Here is a 17,021-nt window from a genome sequence, read left to right as displayed (position 1 = left end):
AAGGGCGGCGACAGGGGGCGGGCGGCCCATCCGGAGACGGGCCGCCCAGGTCGGTCAGCGTGCGGGGCGCGCTGCCGGTGCCGCCTGTGCGGGCTGGCCCTGAGCCGGGGCCGGAGCCGCGACGCCATTCGGCGCAGGCGGTGCGGCCGGTGCGGTGCCGGGGGCCGGCGGGACGACACCCGGGGCGGGCGCGCCGGGAGCGCCAGGCGCCGGCGGCGGGGGAACATCGGCGCCGGGTGCGGGCGGCGGCGGGGGCGGCGGGCACGCGCCCGGGCCACCCGGACCGCCAGGACCACCGGGGCCGCCGGGACCACGCGGGCCATCCGGGCCGGGGCCCTTGGGCCCGCCGGGGCCGCGCGGGCCCGGGCCGATCGCCTCGACCTGCCCGTTCGGGCCGACCAGATAGGAGGCGCGCAGCTGGCCATCGTCATAGCGGCCCTGGACCTGCACATCGTTGCCGACCGCCACGCGGGTGCTGGCCTCGCGGCCCAGGTCGATCATCGTCCGGCCGCTGCCGTCGGCGATCACCGCGCGGTCGCCATAGAGTTCGGCGATGCGGCCCTTCACCGTGACGATGCCGCTGCTGTCGGCCAGCTTCGCGATCGGGGTCGCATTGGTCGGCGCCATCTCGATCGACGGGCGGGTCAGCGATGCGGCACCCGCGCCGCCCGCCGCACCGACGACCAGCAAGGCGCCCGCCGCGGCGATCCGTGCGCCCTTGGACATGGAGGTGAATCGTTCGTTGAACCCGGACATGGTCTTACTCCGTCAGTTGATGACCCTGTTCTAGCGAGTCGCACCCACGGCACGCTGAACCCGGCGGTTCAGATTGGGTTTAACCGGGGGAGGTAGCGACGACCCATGCGGATCCTGCTCGTTGAAGATGATGCCGATCTCGGCCAGTCGATCGCCAAGGCGCTGCGCGGCGAGAATTTCGCCGTCGACCTGGCGACCAACGGCATCGATGCCGCGCATCTCGGCGACACCGAAAGCTATGACGCCGCCGTGCTCGACCTGGGCCTGCCGCAGATGGACGGGTTGTCGGTGCTGAAGGCGTGGCGCGATGCCGATCGGCCGCTGCCGGTGCTGATCCTGACCGCGCGCGATGCCTGGTCGGACAAGGTCGCGGGGTTCAAGGCGGGTGCCGACGATTTCCTGACCAAGCCGTTCCGCGTCGAGGAACTGGTGATGCGGCTGCGCGCGATCGTCCGCCGCTCGGCCGGCCATGCCGCCACCCGGATCGACTGCGGTCCGCTGTCCTTCGACAGCCAGAGCGGCCAGTTCGAGCTGGATGGCTTCCCGCTGCGCCTGACCGCGCTCGAATGGCGCGTCCTGTCGGCGCTGATTCTCGCGAAGGAGACGGTGATCGAGCGGCTGGCGCTGCTTGAGCGCGTCTATGAAGGCGATGCCGATACCGATTCGAACAGCCTCGAGGTGATCGTTGGCCGGCTGCGCAAGAAGATCGGCGCCAGCCTGATCGAGACGGTGCGCGGGCGCGGCTATCGGCTGACCGCCGGCGACGCGGCTTGAGGCTGATGCCGGGATCGATCCGCGGGCGGATGCTCGCGCTGTCGGCAATCGCGACGCTGATCGCGCTGCTGGTGGCCGGCTTCCTGATCGCGGCGGTGCTGGGGCGGGTCGTGACCCAGGGCATCGACCGGCGGCTCGATGCGCAGATCGCGCTACTGGCGACCGCAGTCGGCACGGACGGCCAGGTCGATCGCAGCCGGCTCGACGGGTTTCGCGGCGCGCTGGAGGCGGGGCCGGGCTGGCGCTGGCAGATCGTGACGCCCGACCGCACGATCGGATCGGCCGACTTCCCGGCGCTCGACCCCGGCCCGCCGGGACCGCGCGGCGAACGCGGCGATCGCGGCGGCCCACCGCGACCGCATGAGGGCCGCGAGGCGGACGGCACGCTAATCCATGCTCGCATGTTGACGCTGTCAACATCGGCCGGCGACGTGGTGCTTCGCGCATCCGCCCCCAATTCGGTGATCCAGCGCCCGATCCGCGAGGCGGCGGTGCCGCTGCTCGGTCTGCTCGCATTGCTGTCGCTGCTGCTCGCGGCGGCGGCGCTGCTCCAGATCCGCTACGGCCTGCGCCCGCTGCGTGCGCTGCGCGATGCGGTCGCCGATATCCGCGCCGGCCGCCTGCGCGAGGTGCCGGAGGATCAGCCCGCCGAGCTTCGCCCGCTGGCCGAGGAGCTGAACGCGCTCGGCCGCGACAATCACGCGGCGCTGGAGACTGCGCGCGCGTCCGCCGCCAACCTCGCGCATGCGCTCAAGACGCCCGTCGCCACGCTGGCGATCGAGCTGCGCGACGATCCCGAACAGGCGCGCCAGGTGGCGCGGATCGACGCGACGATCCGCCACCATCTGTCGCGCGCGCGGGAGCGCGTGACCGATCGCCATGCGCGCGTTCTCGTGAAGCCGGCGGTCGCCGATCTGGCACGAACCGTGTCACGGCTGAACGCGGGCCCGCCGATCGAGATCGCGAGCGACATCGAGCCGTCGCTGGCGGTCGCGGTCGATCCCGCCGATTTCGACGAGATCGTCGGCAATCTGCTCGAAAATGCGGTGCGCCATGCCGAGGCGATGGTGACCGTCACCGCCGCCCGCGACGGAGCCCAGGTGTCGATCATCGTCGCTGATGACGGCCCCGGCATCCCGCCCGAGCAGATGGCTCAAGCGGTCCAGCCCGGCATCCGGCTGGACGAGCGCGGCGAGGGGCATGGCTTCGGCCTCGCCATCGCGCGCGAGCTGTCCGAGCTCTACCGCGGCGGGCTGACGCTTGCGACCGCCGACAGCGGCGGGCTGATGGCGACGGTCCGGCTGCCGCTGGCGGCGGCGCGCGCCGATTAGGCTTCGGCACGGCGCTGCCGCCTGTCGCTTCGCCGATGTGAAGGAACCCCGGCGCCCGGTCTCGCGTATCCTTGCGAGTGCGTAACGAGGAAGAGGGACCTATGCTCAATTTGCGGAACGTCGTGCTGGGGAGCGTCGGCGCGGCGGTGTTTCTGATGGCGGCGCCGGCCCAGGCGCAGACCGACTTCACCGGCGCGGGCGAGGAATCGGAGCTCGACTGCAATGGCGGCCCTGCCACGATCGAGGGGGCAAGCAATACACTGACCATCACCGGCGGCTGCACCGCGCTGACCGTCAACGGCGCGGGCAACCGCATCACGGTGGACCTGGCCGCGGCATCGTCCGTGCGGGTCGAGGGCGCCGACAACCAGATCTTGTGGCGCGCACCAGGCACCGCCAAGCCGCGCACCTCGATCGTCGGCGCGGGCAACCGCATCTCCCGGCTGCGCTGACCATGGAGACGGGGGCAGGGCGGTGCCGCTGCCCCCTTTGTTCGCGCCTCAGTTGAGCGACAGATCGACCGGCGCGACGCCATAATAGTTGGACACGCGGTCGGCATAGGCCTGGTTGAATTCGGGCGCATTGTTCGCCCAACTCGGCCCGCCCTCCAGCAGGCGGCGGTCGATCGTCACGACATAGCGATCGGTCGCGGAATCATAAGCCAGCAGGTCGAACGGCAGCGGGTAATAGCTCTTGCCCATGCCCAGGAACCCGCCCAGCCGCAGCACCGCATAGGTCGCGGCGCCGGTCCGCTTGTTGATCATGAAGCTGTACACCGACCCCAGCGAATCGCCGTCGCGCGTCGCCACCTTCGTGCCGTCGACCTTGTTCGACGCGATCAGCAAATTGGTCTGCTCGGCCGCGGGCTGGACAGGTGCGGTGTCGCTGGTCTCGGAAATGGCGTCGCTCATGGTCGTTGATCCCGGTTCGATGGCATCGACGGAACGCGCTCTTCGAGCGCAGCTCTCGTCATCCAGGGATAGACGCCGGAACGGTGCCGATGTTCCGAGTGGCGCATGGCAGTGAGTGACGGGTCGGCCAAACAACCCACCCGTCACCCCGGCTGGCTACCCTTTGTGCCTTTGTGTCTTTGTGCGAGCAATCTCGCGCGAGGCGTCTGGATGAGCGGCTTAAAATTGCGCGCAAAGACGCAAAGGCACAAAGAAGCTACGGCATAGGCGAGCGCCCTTCCCTTCGTGGCTTCGTGTCTTTGTGTGATCCCCTGGCCCGGCTTCCGCATGCGGTCACTCCAAGAATTCTCACACGAAGACACTAAGGCACGAAAAGCTGGCAACGCCTCGTCACGCCTGTTCCGAACACCGTGATGACCCAACACAAATCCCCGGATTTACCCGTCACCCCGGCTGACGGAGGTGGGGGGCATCGGCTGAACCACCGGCACCACCCCGCTTGTGCCCCGGCGGCGCGGCCGTCACAGTTGCGGTCATGGTGGATGGACAGGATCGACGGGCATTCATGATCGGCGCGGCGCTGGTGCCCATGGCCGCGCGGGCGACCGTGCAGGATTTCGAGGTCCCCTATGTCCCGACCCCGCCAGAAGTCGTCACCGGCATGCTCGACCTGGCCGGACTGAAGGCCGGCGAGCGGCTGATCGATCTCGGATCGGGCGACGGCCGTATCCCGATCGCCGCGGCGAAGCGCGGCGCGACTGCGCTGGGCGTTGAGATCGACCACCGGCTGGTCACTCGGGCGCGCAGCCTGGCGCAGATCGCCGATCAGTCGGCCCGGGCCCGCTTCCTGCGCGCCGACCTGTTCAGCGTGTCGCTGCGCGATGCCGATGTCGTGACGCTGTATCTGCTACCCGACGTCAACCAGCGGCTGAAGCCCAAGCTGCTGAACGAACTGCGCCCCGGCGCGCGCGTGGTCAGCCATGCCTTCGACATGGGCGACTGGACGCCCGACGTGGCGCGATCGATCGCCGAGCGTCAGGTCTATCTCTGGACGATTCCCGCAATAGCCGGCGGCGACTGGCGCCTGACCCGCGCCGGCGGCACCGTGTCGCGCCTGACGATCGAGCAGCGCTACAGCGCGATCACCGGCACGCTGGACGACCGCGCGCTGCAGGATGCGCGGCTGCACGGCGTCGAGATCGGCTTCACCGTCGACGGCACCCGTTATCAGGGCATGGTGGGCGACCGCAGCATCGTTCCGGCCGCCGGAGGCTGGCGCGCGGAGCGGGCGGATTAACGGAGCAGGAACACGCGCCGCAATGTGTCGGGCCACCAGCCTTATCGCAAGACGCTCCGGCCTTCGACGGGAGCCTTGCTTAGAGCCGCTCAGCTTGCCGGAGCCGGTCGTCCATCCTGTCCAACATCGCCCCATCAACGACTGCAAGTGGTGGCGGTGTATACGTGCCTTTCGAGCCAGATGCTCAATCGCCGACCGGACATTGTTGCGTCACAGCCGAGGCATTCCGCAGTGCGCCAGGCGTTGAGCCCTGAACGCCATCGCGCTTTCGCGGGCGCCATCTGCGTTCTTGCCGTCCCACTCGAACTTCAAGAACTTCTGTCTGGTGCCCTTTCGGTACGCGAGCCGCACCACGCCCCTTCGTCCACGGGCTGACGCCCATTCAAACTCGAACCCACCCTTTATCGTAGCCGAATAACGCCCAGTGACCCGCGTGCCGGACAAGACGGTGCCAGGCATCCTCGGGCGACATCACCTGCCGCCATGGCACGCTCGGCTCGGGGGCGGCGAGCATCGAGAGGTACGCTTCGTAGTCCGCTGGTTCAAAGGGACGCAGGCTGAAGCGTTCGGTGGTTATCATTTTTGAATGGTAACGATAGCCGCAATGATCAGCAATCTGCGCGACTGGTGGTGCAGCCGGCCCGCTGAGTGTCGGGGCGATCGAGGGGACGATCATCATACGCTTACAGCCGGAGAAGCGCGAGATGCGCACGCCGATCACTGGCTCAAATGTCAGATAGGCCGTAACACCTGATTATGCATGGTAGGATCTTAATGGAGCTCCGCGATCGTTGGCGTAGCGGAGGCCGTTTAGTTACGAGCGAGGATATCGGACGGTGGTCAAACACCACAGGCCTGTCTGCCGATAAGATTCTGGATTCCATTGCGTTGGAGTTGGCGGAGGATTTCTTCACCGGCTTTCTTGGTTGGGAATTCACAGACAGCGTGGCCAACGCGCTATGGGGCGTGTTGTTGGACATCTGTGATGATGTCGAGTGGCCAAACACTTTCTTCGAGTTTTACATCGCCTTCGATCACAGCGAGAGACATGAGCCGCGGACTGGTGAGCTAATCAGACCCTTTCTCGAAAAGCACAGGACTGTCGATCTGCCCTTCTGAACGGCCGTATGGTTCTAAAGTCGATTTAGCCCCACTGAACGACTGCACTTGGAGCATTAACGACTGGCCGCTTTGCGTCGTGTGGGCCGTTCCATGCCACACCGCTGCTGGCGGCGCCCCTAAATATCCCCCAACCCCTCCTGCTCGACATCGTCGCGGCCGATCCCGACGAACTGGTCGCGCAGCCAGGACGCCGCCGGCCCGGGCGGAGTGTCGCGGCGCCAGATCGCGGCGAAGCGATAGGTGCCGGCGACATGGTCGGGCATCGCCAGCCGGACCAGCGTGCCCGCGACCAGGTCCGCCTCGATCATCGGCAGCGGCATGTTGCCCCAGCCGATCCCTTCGCGCAGCAGCGCGTGCTTGGCGCCCAGATCGGCGAGCCGCCAGGTCTTGTGGCTCATCACCGAATAGTCGCGCCCTTCGGTAAAGCGCGACCGGTCGGTCAGCACGATCTGGGTGAAGCCGCGGCCGGCGCCGGGCGGGATGATGGTCATCCGACCCAGCGGGTGGTCGGGCGCGGCGACCGGCACCATCGTCACCGATCCCGCCGCCATCGAGTCGATCCCTTCGACGCCCGCCGATAGCGGGCCGGACAGGCCCAGTACCGCGGTTCTATCGAGCACCATCGCCGTCACCGCGCCGAGCGCCTCGGCATGGAGGCGCAGCGACACGGTGGGGAATTCGCGCGAGAATGCGCGCAGCACCCGGCCTAGCCGCTCGGTCGGCAGCATCACGTCGACCGCCAGATCGACCTCGGCCTCCAGCCCCTGGAGCAGCCCGCGCGCGGTCGCACGCAGCCCGTCGATCCCCTCGCTCACCGATCGCGCCTCGGTCAGCACCGCGCGGCCGGCATCGGTCAGCCGCGGCTTGCGCGTGCCCTCGCGCTCGAACAGCGTCAGGCCAAGCTGTGCCTCCAGATTGGCGATGCCGTAGCTGACGACCGATACCGCCCGGTTCAGCCTGCGCGCCGCGGCGGCGAAGCTGCCTTCGTCGACGATCGCCAGGAAGATACGCAACTGGTCGAGGCTCGGGGCGCCGGGATCGCTCACTATTCAACTTTCTCGAACAAGATGGATGATTTTATCCCTCTGATCGAAACGAACGGCAAGGCCTAGATGGGTTCTCGACACGGCGACCCCGCCGCGCATTTCGGGAGACCTCAGATGATCGAACTTCGTCCCTTCGACAGCCTCGGCGGCGCCAATCATGGCTGGCTCGACGCCAAGCATCATTTCTCGTTCGCCGATTATTATGATCCGGCCCGGATGAACTGGGGCAATCTGCGCGTCTGGAACGACGACACGATCGCGCCCGGCACCGGCTTTCCGCCGCACCCGCACCGCGACATGGAGATCATCACCTATGTCCGCGAAGGCGCGATCACCCATCAGGACAGCCTGGGCAATAGCGGCCGGACCGAGGCGGGCGACGTCCAGGTGATGTCGGCGGGCACCGGCGTGCGCCATTCGGAATATAATCGCGAGGATGTGACGACCCGCATCTTCCAGATCTGGATCGTGCCGACCCGCACCGGTGACGCCCCGCAATGGGGTGCCAAGCCCTTCCCCAAGGGCGAGCGCTCGGGCCAGTTCGTCACGCTCGCCTCGGGCTATGCCGAGGATGGCGACGCGCTGCCGATCCGCACCGACGCCCGGATCGTCGCCGCGACGCTGAAGGCGGGCGAGACCGCGACCTACAGGATCGGCAAGGACCGCAAGGCCTATCTGGTCCCGGCGACCGGCAGCATCCGGATCGACGACGTCCAGGCCAATGCCCGCGACGGCGTGGCGATCAGCGACCTCGAGACGCTGAGCGTCACCGCGATCGAGGACAGCGAGATCGTCATGGTCGACGCGGCCTGACACGCACGCGGTGCCGCGCCGTCACCCGGCGGCGCGGTATCCGCATTTTCTGAAGGGAGGTCAGGATGATCAGCTTTCGCGACCGCGGCGCGCGCGGCACGCACCGAGGCGCCTTTGTCGATGCGTGGCACAGCTTCTCGTTCGGCGATTATGAAGATCCGCGCCACATGGGCTTTCGCGACCTGCGCGTGCTGAACGAGGACCGCGTCGTGCCCGGCGCGGGCTTTGCCGAACATGGCCATGCGGACATGGAGATCGTCACCCTGGTCCTGAAGGGGGCGATCGCCCACCGCGACAGCATGGGCAATGTCGTCACGCTGAACGCCGGCGACGTCCAGCGGATGAGCGCCGGCACCGGCATCCGCCACAGCGAGATGAACCCAAGCCCGGACGAGCGCGCCCATGCGCTCCAGATCTGGATCTTGCCCGCCGAACTCGGCGTCGAGCCGTCCTACGAACAGCGCCGCTTCGCGCCCGAAGAGGGGCGAAACAGCTTCGTCCTGATCGCCAGCCCCGACGGCCGCGACGGATCGCTGCGGCTGAATCAGGATGCGCGGATGGAGATGCTGCGCCTCGACGAGGGACGCAGCGTCACGCGACCGCTCGACCCGGCGCGCGGCTATTGGATGCAGGTGATCGGCGGGATCATCGGGCTGAACGGCACCGAGATGCGCGAAGGCGATGGTGCCGCGCTGACCGGCGAGAAGATCCTCGAACTGGAGGCGGATACCGAGGCGGAGGTCCTGCTGATCGACCTGCGCTGAGGCCTCAGCGTCGTTGCCCGTTCGAGCTGCCATCGGGCGGGGCGGGGACCAGGCCGATGGCGGCGATGCAGTACATCATCGCCAGATAGGGCTGCTGATTGTCATGCGCCTGGCCGCCGCCCGCGGCCTGTACCATCTCCGGCGCGAAGCTGGCCGGATTGGTGAGCGGCGGCGTGTTGAAGGCGGAACCGACGACCCCGACCGGCGCGAGCCGCGACAGCTGATCGCCGGGTTGCGGCGCGCCGTGCATGTTGGCGACGCCGGAGGCATTCACCTTTGCCCGCGCGGTATGCGTGTGGGCGGGCAGCTGGTCCATCGTCAGCGTCACCTCGCACTGGCCGACGACCTCGGGGATCGCATAGGGGCTCAGGCCCGGTCCCAGCCCCTGGCCGGCAAGCGCGGCACCCCGAAGATCGGGAATCGCGAACGTCGTTTCGCCGTCGCCGCCATAGACGTTTCGGATCACCACGAAGAGCGGCGAGAAGTCGTCGATGGTCAGCATCCGCCCGTCACAGGGGATCCAGCAGCTGGGCGCGTAGCCGAAGGCGAAGGCGCGGATTTCGCCGATATAAGGCATCATGGCTTGGCTCCTCGCGGGTCAGTCGGGCTGCGGGACCGCGCCCGTCAGCGAGATGATGAAGCTGATGGCGGCGGTCGGCATCCGGTTCTCGTGCGCCTGACCCCCACCCGCGGGCTGCAGCGTATCCGCCGCCAGGGGTGCATCGACCTGCGTGCCGACATCGGGGGGCAGGTAGAATGCGGCGCCGTTGGCCGGGGTGGCGGGTACGTTTCCACCGGGCTGGGGCGAGGTGGCGGCGCTGGACGTGACCGTCACGGCATGACTGTGCGCCGGCAGTTGGTCGATGGTCAGGGTGACGGTTTCGCTGCCAGACTGCTGACCGATCGCCCGGTCGGTCAATCCCGGACCCTGACCCTGTCCGATCGGGATCCGGCCGCGCAGATCGGGCAGGGCAAAGCTTGTTTCGCCATCGCCGCCGAACGCGGTACCGAGCAGGGCGAATAGCGGCTGATTGGTCGCGATGTCGAGCAGTGAGCCGTCGCAGAAATGCCAGTCGCATGGGGCGAAGATGCCGGCGAATGGCCTGATCTCGCCCAGATAGGGATTACTCATTCGGAAATCCTTGAAGCTGCTGGATCGCGCCGGTCAGTTGCGCGACGGGTAGGTGCCCTCGAGGGCGATGCAGTAGTTGAGCACGGTAAAGGGCTGCATATTGTCGTGTGGCCGCGACGCGCCGGTTGGGCCGATCGTGGTCGGGGCGATCGTCACCGGCGTGGCGAGCGCGCCATAGGTGGCTGCCGGCTGCCCGCCCGCGCGCCCTGCGGCGTAGTGATTGCCGGCGGGGGCGATCGTGTCGCCGGGATCGCGTGTCACCTGCCAGGCATGACGATGCCCGGGGATTTGTGCCGGGACGAGCGTCACCGACTCACTGCCCGCGGCCTGACCGTTCGCATAGCTTGCGCCGTGCCCCGTCCCGCTGCCGATCAGCGCGCGGCCGCGCAGGTCGGGCAGGCCGAAACTGGTCGTGCCGTCGCCGCCATAGAGCGTGCCGAGCAGCGCGAACAGCGTCGCATTCTGCTGCATCCCGATCAGCTGACCCGCGCACAGGGCCCAGGTCCGGGGTGCGAAGGCGAAGGGAAACAGCCGGATCTCGCCGACGAACTGCTGACTCATGCGTCCTCCCCGCGCGGCGGATTGCGCGCCAATTCCTCGTCACGTGAAGGACGATGTGTCAGGCGCTAGGGCAAGCCAGGCTCGCCGGACAGCGCGGTTGGGTCGATAATGAATGTTTGCTGCGACCGCGAAGCCCTTGCATCCGCTTTGGTCCCGCCAGCACCAGCCGGTCGCAGAGTGCGCGCATTGTCAGGCGCCCCGCCTCAGTTGCGTGACGGGAAGATCCCCCTGGTCGCGATGCAGTACATCATCGCCAGATAGGGCTGCTGATTGGAGTGCGGCTGGCTGCCCCCCGCTGGCTGGATCATCGATGCAGCAAAGGTCGCCGCGTTACTCAGGGGAGGATTGTTATAGGCCGAGCCGATGCCGCCCGAGGGCGCGAAGCGCGACAGCTGGTCGCCGGTCAACGGCACATTGTGCATGTTCGCCGTACCGCTCTGATTGACCTTGGCGTCGGGGACATGGTTGTGCGTCGGCAATTCGTTCAGCGTCAGCGTGACCGCAGTTGTGCCCACCGTTTCTCCCACCACATAATTGGTCAGCCCCGGCCCCTGGCCCTGGCCGATCGTCGCCGAGCCGCGCAGGTCGGGGACCGCGAACGTGGTGGTGCCGTTCCCCCCATAAAGGGTACCGATAATCGCGAACAACGGGGTGAACTGCGACACCGACAGCAAGCGGCCGTCGCACGGCATCCAGCCGGCGGGCGCATAGCTGAAGGCCATCACCCGGAGCTCGCCAACAAATGGATCCGCCATATGAGTTTCCCCCTCGTTCGTCAGTTGCGCTGCGGAAAGACGCCGGCAGTCGAGATGATGTAGGTGATGGCGATCACCGGCATGCGGTTTTCATGCGGCAGGCCATTGCCAATGGGCGTGATGCAGTCACCGGCAAGCGGCGCGTCGTTCTGCGTACCCACGCCTGGCGGCAGGTAGAAAAGGCCGCCATTGGCGGGTGCGGCCGGAACGTTGCCGGCGGGTTGTGGCGACTCCGCGCCGTCCCCCGACACGATGACGGGGTGGCTGTGCGCCGCCATCTGCGCGGTGGTCAAGGTGACCGCTTCCACGCCGCCCGTCTGGCCCATGACGCGATTGGTCAGGCCGGGTCCCTGACCAATGCCGACCGGCAGGCGGCCGCGCAGATCGGGCAAGCCGAAGGTCGTGGTGCCGTCGCCGCCAAAGGCCGTGCCGATCAGGGTGAAGAGTGCCTCATATTGCGCGATGCTGACCGACTGGCCGTTGCACAGCAGCCAGCCGCGCGGCGCGAACGTGCCTGCGAATGGCCGGATCTCGCCCAGATAGGGTTCGCTCATCTCGATATCCTCGCAATATGCGGTCTGTGAACGCGCTCAGTTGCGCGACGGGAAAAGGCCCTGCAGCGCGATGCAATAGCCAAGCCCCAGATAGGGCTGCATATTCTCATGCGGCTGGGATCCGCCGCCGATGCCCATCGTGGTCGGTGCCAGCACGACGGGTGTCGTCGGAAGACCATAGGCTGCGGCCGGCTGACCGCCCGTGCGGCTGGCGGCGAAATAGTTGTTCGCAGGCGCAGTGGTGTCGCCCGCGTCGCGCGTCACCTGCCAAAAATGGCTGTGCATCGGAATCTGGGTCTCGATCAGCGTCACGGTTTCGGTGCCGGATTGCTGACCCCAGGCATAATTGCCGAGCGGCCCATTGCCCATGCCGACGACGGTCCGCCCGCGCATGTCGGGTAGCGCAAAGTTCGATACGCCGTTCCCGCCATAGGTGGTGCCGATCAGCGCGAACAGCGCCTGATTCTGCTGAACGGGCAGAATCTGACCCGCGCAATAGGCCCAGGTCCTCGGAGCAAAGCTGTACGGGAACAGGCGGATCTCGCCCACATATTGCTGGGTCATATGCCCTCCCCCCGAGCATCGATGAAAGATCTGCGCCCGATGGTTCGACCGCTGACGGGAGAGGGCTAACGCATGGAGCGGGGAGCCGATAGCCTCGATTGCGTCGGAAATGGGTGTTTGCTGCGCTCGCGAAACGACCCCATGTCCCGCTCGGACCTAAGTCGTGAAGACGGCATCCACCAGCTGGCGGAACGCATCCGCACGGTGGCTGATCGCGTGCTTGGCATCGGGGTCCATCTCGCCGAATGTCTGCCCGCCGTCCAGCGGCAGGAACATCGGATCATAGCCGAAGCCGCGATCGCCGCGCGGCGGCCAGACGAGCGTGCCGTCGACCCGCCCCTCGAACCATTCGACATGGCCGTCGGGCCAGGCCAGCGCCAGCGCGCAGACGAAATGCGCGCTGCGCGACGTGCCCTCGGGCAGCGCCGCCAGCTTGTCCTCGACCCGGCGCATCGCCAGGCCGAAATCGCGCGCCGCACCGCCCTCGACCGGATCGACGCCGGGCAGGCCGGGATCTGCCATGCCCCAGCGGGCCGAAAAGATGCCGGGCGCATCGCCCAGCGCCTCGACGCACAAGCCGCTGTCGTCGGCCAGCGCGGGCAGGCCCGACAGGTCCGCCGCCTGCAGCGCCTTCAGCTCGGCATTGGCGACGAAGGTCGTGCCGGTCTCTTCGGGTTCGGGCAGGTCGAGCTCGGCCGCGGAGACCGGCTCGATGCCATAGGGGCCGAGCAACTCGCGGATCTCGCGCACCTTGCCTTCATTGTGGCTGGCGATCACCAGCCTGCCGGGGGCAAGCTGGCGAATGGCCTGGCGGGGTGCTGCGCGTTCCTGGTCGCTCTCGTCGATCATCATCCAACCGCCTTCAACTGAGCGGCGAAGATATCCTTCGCGCCGATCCGCGCAAGGCGCAGCAGGCGAAGCAGCGCTTCCTCGTCATAGCAGGCGCCTTCTGCGGTCGCCTGGACCTCGGCCATCTTGCCGTCGGACAGCAGCACGAAATTGCCGTCGGCGTCCGCCGCGCTGTCCTCGTCATAATCGAGGTCGAGTACCGGCGTGCCCTGATAGATGCCGCAGCTGACCGCAGCGACCTGCTGCTGGATCGGATCGCGAGTGAGCTGGCCGCCGGCGATCAGTTTGTTCACCGCCAGGCGCAGCGCGACCCATGCGCCGGAAATGGCCGCGGTGCGCGTGCCGCCGTCCGCCTGGATCACGTCGCAATCCAGCGTGATCTGGCGCTCGCCCAGCGCCTTGAGGTCGGTGACCGAGCGCAGCGACCGGCCGATCAGCCGCTGGATCTCCTGGGTGCGGCCCGACTGCTTGCCCTTGGCCGCCTCGCGACTGCCGCGGGTATGGGTGGCGCGGGGCAGCATGCCATATTCCGCCGTCACCCAGCCTTCGCCCTTGCCGCGCAGGAAGGGGGGGACGCGCTCCTCGATGCTGGCGGTCACCAGCACGCGGGTGTCGCCGAAACCGATCAGCACCGATCCCTCGGCATGGCGGGTGAAATTGGGCTCGATCGAAATCGTGCGCATCTGGTCGGGCGCGCGGCCGGAAGGACGCATGTGCTTCAGTCTCCTGCAAGGTTTGACGCGGCACCTAGGCGTTTGTCGGGGACGGCGCCAGCCCGCAGCGTGCCCGCGGCAACCACGGACGGGCTCGGGGGTTGGGCGATGCGAGGGAGAATGACGATGCGGTGGATGATCCTGGGTGTGGCGGCCGTGACGCTGGCGGGCTGCGTGCCGCGCAGCGATGGTCCCGGTGACCGGCCGGTCCCGATCGAGGGCGATTCGGTGACCTATGAAACGGGTCCGTGCTTCGGCGCCTGCCCGGTCTATTCGGTGACGCTGCGCCCGGACGGCAGCGGCGTGTTCACTGGCAAGCGCTTTACCAAGGTCGAGGGCGAACGCGTGTTCAGGACGACGCCCGCGGCCTATCAGGCGTTCCTCGCCCGCCTCCAGCCCTATCGCCCCGAAAGCGGCGTCCGGCGCTACGAACATGGCAGCGCGGGATGCGAGCAGCCGGTCACCGACATGCCCAGCGTCGACATTACCTGGACCCGGATGATCGGCGACATCCAGCAGCTCTATTATTATTTCGGCTGCAATCGGGAGCAGAACCGGGCAATGGCCGACGCACTGGGCAACGCGCCCGATGCGATTCCCGAGCTGGAGGCGCTGATCGGCGAGCGGCCCTGATCTAGGATTCGCCGGGGGGACGAATGCGGGGAAAATGGACGGCGACGCTCGCCGCATTGGGGCTGTCGATTGGCGGCTGCGGCGGCGATGCGCCCGATGATCGCATCAGACAGCGGCTCGGGCACGGCGCGACGCCATCGGCCCCGGCATCGCCAGTCGCGCAGCCGGGCCCGACCGCATCGCCATCCGTCGCCGGACCGCGCTTCGATCCCGGCTCGATCGAGATCGGCTATGGCGCCTGCAACGGGCAATGCCCGGTCTTCACCATTACCCTGTTCGCCGATGGCCGCGGCATTTTCAACGGTCAGGGGGCGGGGCCGTTCACCAATCGCGATACCACCACCCTGGTCGGGTCGCGCACCTTCCGCGTATCGCCCGGGACCTATCGACAGGTGATCGCCGCCCTTGCCCCGGTGAGCCAGGCCGGTCGCCGGATGATCGTCGAGAACGAGCCCGGCGAATGCGCCGACTATATTCCGGAAGGCGCCTCCCGCTCGATCGCCTGGGCAGGCGCGGCAGGCCGCGTCGACGCGCTGCACTGGGCTTCGGGATGCGTCGAGCCACGCTACCAACCGATCCAGAAATCGATCAATTCGGCGCTCGCCAAGTTGCCGGTGATCGAGTGGATCGGCCTCAATCGGCGCGGTAACCCGATCGAATAGCGCGAACCCGGCCCCGAGCGCCGCAATCCGCGCGCAAGGGCGTTGAGGCGGCAGGGCACGTGTCCTACATCGCTGGCATGAACAGCCCGCCGATCCACGAACTGACCGACCGCGCGCGGGGCGTGTTTCGCATCCTGGTCGAATCCTATCTCGACAGCGGCGCGCCGGTGGGCTCGCGCACCATCTCGAAGATTTCCGGCCTCAACCTGTCGCCGGCGTCGATCCGCAACGTGATGCAGGATCTCGAGGAGCTCGGCCTGCTCGCCGCACCGCATACCAGCGCCGGCCGCATGCCGACCGAGATCGGGCTGCGCCTGTTCGTCGACGGGATGATGCAGGCGAACGAACCCTCGCCCGAGGAACGCGCCGCGATCGAGGCGCGCGCGGGCGAGGGCGGCCCGGTCGAGGAGGCGTTGGCCAATACCGCCGCCGCGCTCTCGGGCCTGTCGGCCTGCGCCGGCATGGTGCTGGTGCCCAAGCGCGAGCCGGTGGTGCGCCAGTTCGGCTTCGCCCCGCTGGGCGGCGACCGCGCGCTGGCGGTGCTGGTCGGCACCGACGGATCGATCGAGAATCGCGTGGTCGACCTGCCCGCCGGCATGGACCCCGCCTCGCTGCAACAGGCGTCCAATTACCTGAGCGCCACCCTGTCGGGCCTGACGCTCAGCGAGGCGCGCGCGCGGATCGACCGCGAGATCCGCGCCGAGCGCGCCGCGCTGGACAGTGCCGCGCGCACGCTGGTCGAGCGCGGGCTGGCGCTGTGGAGCGAGGATAGCGGCCACCGCCCGGTGCTGATCGTGCGCGGCCAGGCGCGGCTGATCGACGCGGCGGCGACCGAGGATCTCGACCGCGTCCGCCAGCTGCTCGACGAGCTGGAGGGCAAGGAAGAGATTGCCCGCCTGCTCGACAGCGCGCGCGACGGCGAGGCGACCCGCATCTTCATCGGATCGGAAAACAAGCTCTTCGCGTTGTCGGGGTCGTCGGTGATCGCGAAACCGGTCCGCGCGCTCGACGGGCGGGTGGTCGGCGTGGTCGGCGTGATCGGCCCGACGCGGTTGAACTATGCGCGCGTCGTGCCCATGGTGGATTTCACGGCTGCGACAATGGCGCGCCTCTTGGGGTAAAGTGACAGGAAGTTATGGCGAAAGACGAGACGATGGACACTGCCGAAGCACATTCGAACGAGAGCGAGACGCTGCGCGAGGAAACTGCCGCGGAAGCGCCCGAAGTCGCCGATCATGACCGGCTGAGCGGGCTGGAGGCCGAGCTGGCCGAGGCGAAGGCCGCGGTCCTCTATGCCCAGGCCGAGACCCAGAATGTCCGCCGCCGCGCCGAGCGCGAGGCGGCCGATGCGCGCACCTATGCCGCGACCGCCTTCGCCCGCGACGTGCTGTCGGTCGCCGACAACCTGACCCGCGCGCTGGCCGCGATCCCCGCCGAACTGCGCGAGGACGAGAAGCTGAAGGGCCTGGTCGTCGGGCTCGAGGCCACTGGCCGCGAGGTCGAATCGGTCTTCTCCCGCCACGGCATCTCGAAGATCGTCGCGCTGGGCGAAGCGCTCGACCCCAATCGCCACCAGGCGATGATGGAGATCCCCAGCGCGGATGCCGAACCCGGCACCGTCGTCCAGGAAATCCAGTCCGGCTACATGATCAAGGACCGCCTCCTGCGCCCCGCTTTGGTCGGCGTCGCGAAGAAGCCCGACTGAGCAAGGGCGGGGCAGGGGCTCACCCCACACGCACCGTCACCCCGGCCGCAGTGCCGGGGTCCACGGTGCGGCACATCCC

The 17,021-nt window shown here is 68.0% G+C and carries 23 protein-coding genes; 11 read left to right on the top strand and 12 right to left on the bottom strand.

Annotation, left to right across the window (positions count from 1 at the left end):
- Nucleotides 1-54: 54 nt before the first annotated feature.
- Entirely contained in the window at nt 55-756 is a 702-nt protein-coding gene (locus tag ACZ1H8_RS04255; RefSeq protein ID WP_465180132.1) for a hypothetical protein, read from the bottom strand.
- A 105-nt stretch (nt 757-861) separates the two neighbouring features.
- On the opposite strand from ACZ1H8_RS04255, the gene ACZ1H8_RS04250 reads away from it, so the two are divergent.
- From ACZ1H8_RS04250 to ACZ1H8_RS04240, 3 genes are all read left to right on the top strand, one after another.
- Entirely contained in the window at nt 862-1,530 is a 669-nt protein-coding gene (locus ACZ1H8_RS04250; protein ID WP_110153445.1) for a response regulator, read from the top strand.
- Between the two features lie 5 nt (nt 1,531-1,535).
- A complete protein-coding gene (locus tag ACZ1H8_RS04245; protein ID WP_465181335.1) occupies nt 1,536-2,861 on the top strand; it encodes a sensor histidine kinase in 1,326 nt (441 codons plus the stop codon).
- Nucleotides 2,862-2,962: 101 nt separating this feature from the next.
- Entirely contained in the window at nt 2,963-3,313 is a 351-nt protein-coding gene (locus ACZ1H8_RS04240) for a DUF3060 domain-containing protein (protein WP_110153446.1), read from the top strand.
- A 48-nt stretch (nt 3,314-3,361) separates the two neighbouring features.
- Here the strand turns inward: ACZ1H8_RS04240 and ACZ1H8_RS04235 are convergent, their stop codons facing one another.
- Nucleotides 3,362-3,772 carry a PRC-barrel domain-containing protein gene (locus tag ACZ1H8_RS04235; RefSeq protein WP_465180131.1) on the bottom strand — a complete coding sequence of 137 codons (411 nt, stop codon included), beginning with the start codon at nt 3,770-3,772 and terminating at the stop codon, nt 3,362-3,364.
- A 535-nt stretch (nt 3,773-4,307) separates the two neighbouring features.
- Here ACZ1H8_RS04235 and ACZ1H8_RS04230 point away from each other — a divergent pair.
- The gene (locus tag ACZ1H8_RS04230) at nt 4,308-5,069 is read left to right on the top strand and encodes a class I SAM-dependent methyltransferase (protein ID WP_465180130.1); all 762 of its coding nucleotides are present in this window, start codon (nt 4,308-4,310) and stop codon (nt 5,067-5,069) included.
- 382 nt (nt 5,070-5,451) lie between these two features.
- Here the strand turns inward: ACZ1H8_RS04230 and ACZ1H8_RS04225 are convergent, their stop codons facing one another.
- On the bottom strand, nt 5,452-5,790 hold the full coding sequence (locus ACZ1H8_RS04225; RefSeq protein WP_465180129.1) for a GNAT family N-acetyltransferase: 339 nt from the start codon (nt 5,788-5,790) through the stop codon (nt 5,452-5,454).
- Nucleotides 5,791-5,843: 53 nt separating this feature from the next.
- On the opposite strand from ACZ1H8_RS04225, the gene ACZ1H8_RS04220 reads away from it, so the two are divergent.
- On the top strand, nt 5,844-6,188 hold the full coding sequence (locus ACZ1H8_RS04220) for a hypothetical protein (protein WP_465180128.1): 345 nt from the start codon (nt 5,844-5,846) through the stop codon (nt 6,186-6,188).
- A gap of 119 nt (nt 6,189-6,307) precedes the next feature.
- On the opposite strand, the gene ACZ1H8_RS04215 is transcribed toward ACZ1H8_RS04220, so the two are convergent.
- A complete protein-coding gene (locus ACZ1H8_RS04215; RefSeq protein WP_465180127.1) occupies nt 6,308-7,237 on the bottom strand; it encodes a LysR family transcriptional regulator in 930 nt (309 codons plus the stop codon).
- 114 nt (nt 7,238-7,351) lie between these two features.
- On the opposite strand from ACZ1H8_RS04215, the gene ACZ1H8_RS04210 reads away from it, so the two are divergent.
- Together ACZ1H8_RS04210 and ACZ1H8_RS04205 are read left to right on the top strand one after the other, a co-directional pair.
- The gene (locus ACZ1H8_RS04210) at nt 7,352-8,050 is read left to right on the top strand and encodes a pirin family protein (protein ID WP_465180126.1); all 699 of its coding nucleotides are present in this window, start codon (nt 7,352-7,354) and stop codon (nt 8,048-8,050) included.
- Nucleotides 8,051-8,115: 65 nt separating this feature from the next.
- On the top strand, nt 8,116-8,814 hold the full coding sequence (locus ACZ1H8_RS04205; protein ID WP_465180125.1) for a pirin family protein: 699 nt from the start codon (nt 8,116-8,118) through the stop codon (nt 8,812-8,814).
- A 4-nt stretch (nt 8,815-8,818) separates the two neighbouring features.
- Here the strand turns inward: ACZ1H8_RS04205 and ACZ1H8_RS04200 are convergent, their stop codons facing one another.
- The 8 genes from ACZ1H8_RS04200 to rph all read right to left on the bottom strand — a co-directional run bounded on the left by ACZ1H8_RS04200 (nt 8,819) and on the right by rph (nt 13,942).
- Nucleotides 8,819-9,394, bottom strand: a complete 576-nt coding sequence (locus ACZ1H8_RS04200; RefSeq protein WP_465180124.1) for a phage tail protein — start codon at nt 9,392-9,394, stop codon at nt 8,819-8,821.
- 18 nt (nt 9,395-9,412) lie between these two features.
- The gene (locus ACZ1H8_RS04195) at nt 9,413-9,946 is read right to left on the bottom strand and encodes a phage tail protein (protein WP_465180123.1); all 534 of its coding nucleotides are present in this window, start codon (nt 9,944-9,946) and stop codon (nt 9,413-9,415) included.
- A gap of 33 nt (nt 9,947-9,979) precedes the next feature.
- Nucleotides 9,980-10,507, bottom strand: coding sequence for a phage tail protein (locus ACZ1H8_RS04190; RefSeq protein WP_465180122.1), 528 nt, complete (start codon nt 10,505-10,507; stop codon nt 9,980-9,982).
- Between the two features lie 203 nt (nt 10,508-10,710).
- The gene (locus tag ACZ1H8_RS04185; RefSeq protein WP_465180121.1) at nt 10,711-11,262 is read right to left on the bottom strand and encodes a phage tail protein; all 552 of its coding nucleotides are present in this window, start codon (nt 11,260-11,262) and stop codon (nt 10,711-10,713) included.
- Between the two features lie 20 nt (nt 11,263-11,282).
- Nucleotides 11,283-11,816, bottom strand: a complete 534-nt coding sequence (locus ACZ1H8_RS04180; RefSeq protein ID WP_465180120.1) for a phage tail protein — start codon at nt 11,814-11,816, stop codon at nt 11,283-11,285.
- 36 nt (nt 11,817-11,852) lie between these two features.
- The gene (locus tag ACZ1H8_RS04175) at nt 11,853-12,380 is read right to left on the bottom strand and encodes a phage tail protein (protein ID WP_465180119.1); all 528 of its coding nucleotides are present in this window, start codon (nt 12,378-12,380) and stop codon (nt 11,853-11,855) included.
- 156 nt (nt 12,381-12,536) lie between these two features.
- Nucleotides 12,537-13,229, bottom strand: a complete 693-nt coding sequence (gene rdgB, locus ACZ1H8_RS04170; protein WP_465181334.1) for an RdgB/HAM1 family non-canonical purine NTP pyrophosphatase — start codon at nt 13,227-13,229, stop codon at nt 12,537-12,539.
- A complete protein-coding gene (rph, locus tag ACZ1H8_RS04165) occupies nt 13,229-13,942 on the bottom strand; it encodes a ribonuclease PH (protein WP_110153464.1) in 714 nt (237 codons plus the stop codon). Before rph ends, rdgB begins: the two co-directional genes overlap by 1 nt.
- A gap of 126 nt (nt 13,943-14,068) precedes the next feature.
- Between rph and ACZ1H8_RS04160 the strand changes: the two genes are divergently transcribed.
- The 4 genes from ACZ1H8_RS04160 (at nt 14,069) to grpE (ending at nt 16,942) form a co-directional block, all read left to right on the top strand.
- Entirely contained in the window at nt 14,069-14,575 is a 507-nt protein-coding gene (locus ACZ1H8_RS04160; RefSeq protein ID WP_465180118.1) for a DUF6438 domain-containing protein, read from the top strand.
- Between the two features lie 23 nt (nt 14,576-14,598).
- Nucleotides 14,599-15,237, top strand: a complete 639-nt coding sequence (locus tag ACZ1H8_RS04155) for a DUF6438 domain-containing protein (RefSeq protein ID WP_465180117.1) — start codon at nt 14,599-14,601, stop codon at nt 15,235-15,237.
- Nucleotides 15,238-15,314: 77 nt separating this feature from the next.
- Complete coding sequence (hrcA, locus tag ACZ1H8_RS04150) at nt 15,315-16,358, top strand: heat-inducible transcriptional repressor HrcA (RefSeq protein WP_465180116.1); 1,044 nt, start codon at nt 15,315-15,317, stop codon at nt 16,356-16,358.
- Between the two features lie 14 nt (nt 16,359-16,372).
- Nucleotides 16,373-16,942 carry a nucleotide exchange factor GrpE gene (grpE, locus tag ACZ1H8_RS04145; protein WP_465180115.1) on the top strand — a complete coding sequence of 190 codons (570 nt, stop codon included), beginning with the start codon at nt 16,373-16,375 and terminating at the stop codon, nt 16,940-16,942.
- Nucleotides 16,943-17,021: the final 79 nt, after the last annotated feature.

This window comes from Sphingomonas sp. BL-S-25, from assembly GCF_055521555.1.
Note: the sequence above shows the minus strand (reverse complement) of the source record. Positions and strands in the feature narration are given on the sequence as shown.

Excerpts from the sequence above, each read along its gene's own strand:
- ACZ1H8_RS04240 (WP_110153446.1), top strand. The coding sequence starts at position 2,963 with ATGCTCAATTTGCGGAACGTCGTGCTGGGGAGCGTCGGCGCGGCGGTG.
- rph (WP_110153464.1), bottom strand. The coding sequence starts at position 13,942 with ATGCGTCCTTCCGGCCGCGCGCCCGACCAGATGCGCACGATTTCGATC.
- ACZ1H8_RS04250 (WP_110153445.1), top strand. The coding sequence starts at position 862 with ATGCGGATCCTGCTCGTTGAAGATGATGCCGATCTCGGCCAGTCGATC.
- ACZ1H8_RS04190 (WP_465180122.1), bottom strand. The coding sequence starts at position 10,507 with ATGAGTCAGCAGTTCGTCGGCGAGATCCGGCTGTTTCCCTTCGCCTTC.
- ACZ1H8_RS04160 (WP_465180118.1), top strand. The coding sequence starts at position 14,069 with ATGCGGTGGATGATCCTGGGTGTGGCGGCCGTGACGCTGGCGGGCTGC.
- rdgB (WP_465181334.1), bottom strand. The coding sequence starts at position 13,229 with ATGATCGACGAGAGCGACCAGGAACGCGCAGCACCCCGCCAGGCCATT.
- ACZ1H8_RS04230 (WP_465180130.1), top strand. The coding sequence starts at position 4,308 with ATGGTGGATGGACAGGATCGACGGGCATTCATGATCGGCGCGGCGCTG.
- ACZ1H8_RS04180 (WP_465180120.1), bottom strand. The coding sequence starts at position 11,816 with ATGAGCGAACCCTATCTGGGCGAGATCCGGCCATTCGCAGGCACGTTC.
- ACZ1H8_RS04245 (WP_465181335.1), top strand. The coding sequence starts at position 1,536 with ATGCCGGGATCGATCCGCGGGCGGATGCTCGCGCTGTCGGCAATCGCG.
- ACZ1H8_RS04185 (WP_465180121.1), bottom strand. The coding sequence starts at position 11,262 with ATGGCGGATCCATTTGTTGGCGAGCTCCGGGTGATGGCCTTCAGCTAT.
- ACZ1H8_RS04255 (WP_465180132.1), bottom strand. The coding sequence starts at position 756 with ATGTCCGGGTTCAACGAACGATTCACCTCCATGTCCAAGGGCGCACGG.
- ACZ1H8_RS04195 (WP_465180123.1), bottom strand. The coding sequence starts at position 9,946 with ATGAGTAATCCCTATCTGGGCGAGATCAGGCCATTCGCCGGCATCTTC.
- hrcA (WP_465180116.1), top strand. The coding sequence starts at position 15,315 with ATGAACAGCCCGCCGATCCACGAACTGACCGACCGCGCGCGGGGCGTG.
- ACZ1H8_RS04200 (WP_465180124.1), bottom strand. The coding sequence starts at position 9,394 with ATGATGCCTTATATCGGCGAAATCCGCGCCTTCGCCTTCGGCTACGCG.
- grpE (WP_465180115.1), top strand. The coding sequence starts at position 16,373 with ATGGCGAAAGACGAGACGATGGACACTGCCGAAGCACATTCGAACGAG.
- ACZ1H8_RS04205 (WP_465180125.1), top strand. The coding sequence starts at position 8,116 with ATGATCAGCTTTCGCGACCGCGGCGCGCGCGGCACGCACCGAGGCGCC.
- ACZ1H8_RS04175 (WP_465180119.1), bottom strand. The coding sequence starts at position 12,380 with ATGACCCAGCAATATGTGGGCGAGATCCGCCTGTTCCCGTACAGCTTT.
- ACZ1H8_RS04210 (WP_465180126.1), top strand. The coding sequence starts at position 7,352 with ATGATCGAACTTCGTCCCTTCGACAGCCTCGGCGGCGCCAATCATGGC.
- ACZ1H8_RS04235 (WP_465180131.1), bottom strand. The coding sequence starts at position 3,772 with ATGAGCGACGCCATTTCCGAGACCAGCGACACCGCACCTGTCCAGCCC.
- ACZ1H8_RS04155 (WP_465180117.1), top strand. The coding sequence starts at position 14,599 with ATGCGGGGAAAATGGACGGCGACGCTCGCCGCATTGGGGCTGTCGATT.
- ACZ1H8_RS04220 (WP_465180128.1), top strand. The coding sequence starts at position 5,844 with ATGGAGCTCCGCGATCGTTGGCGTAGCGGAGGCCGTTTAGTTACGAGC.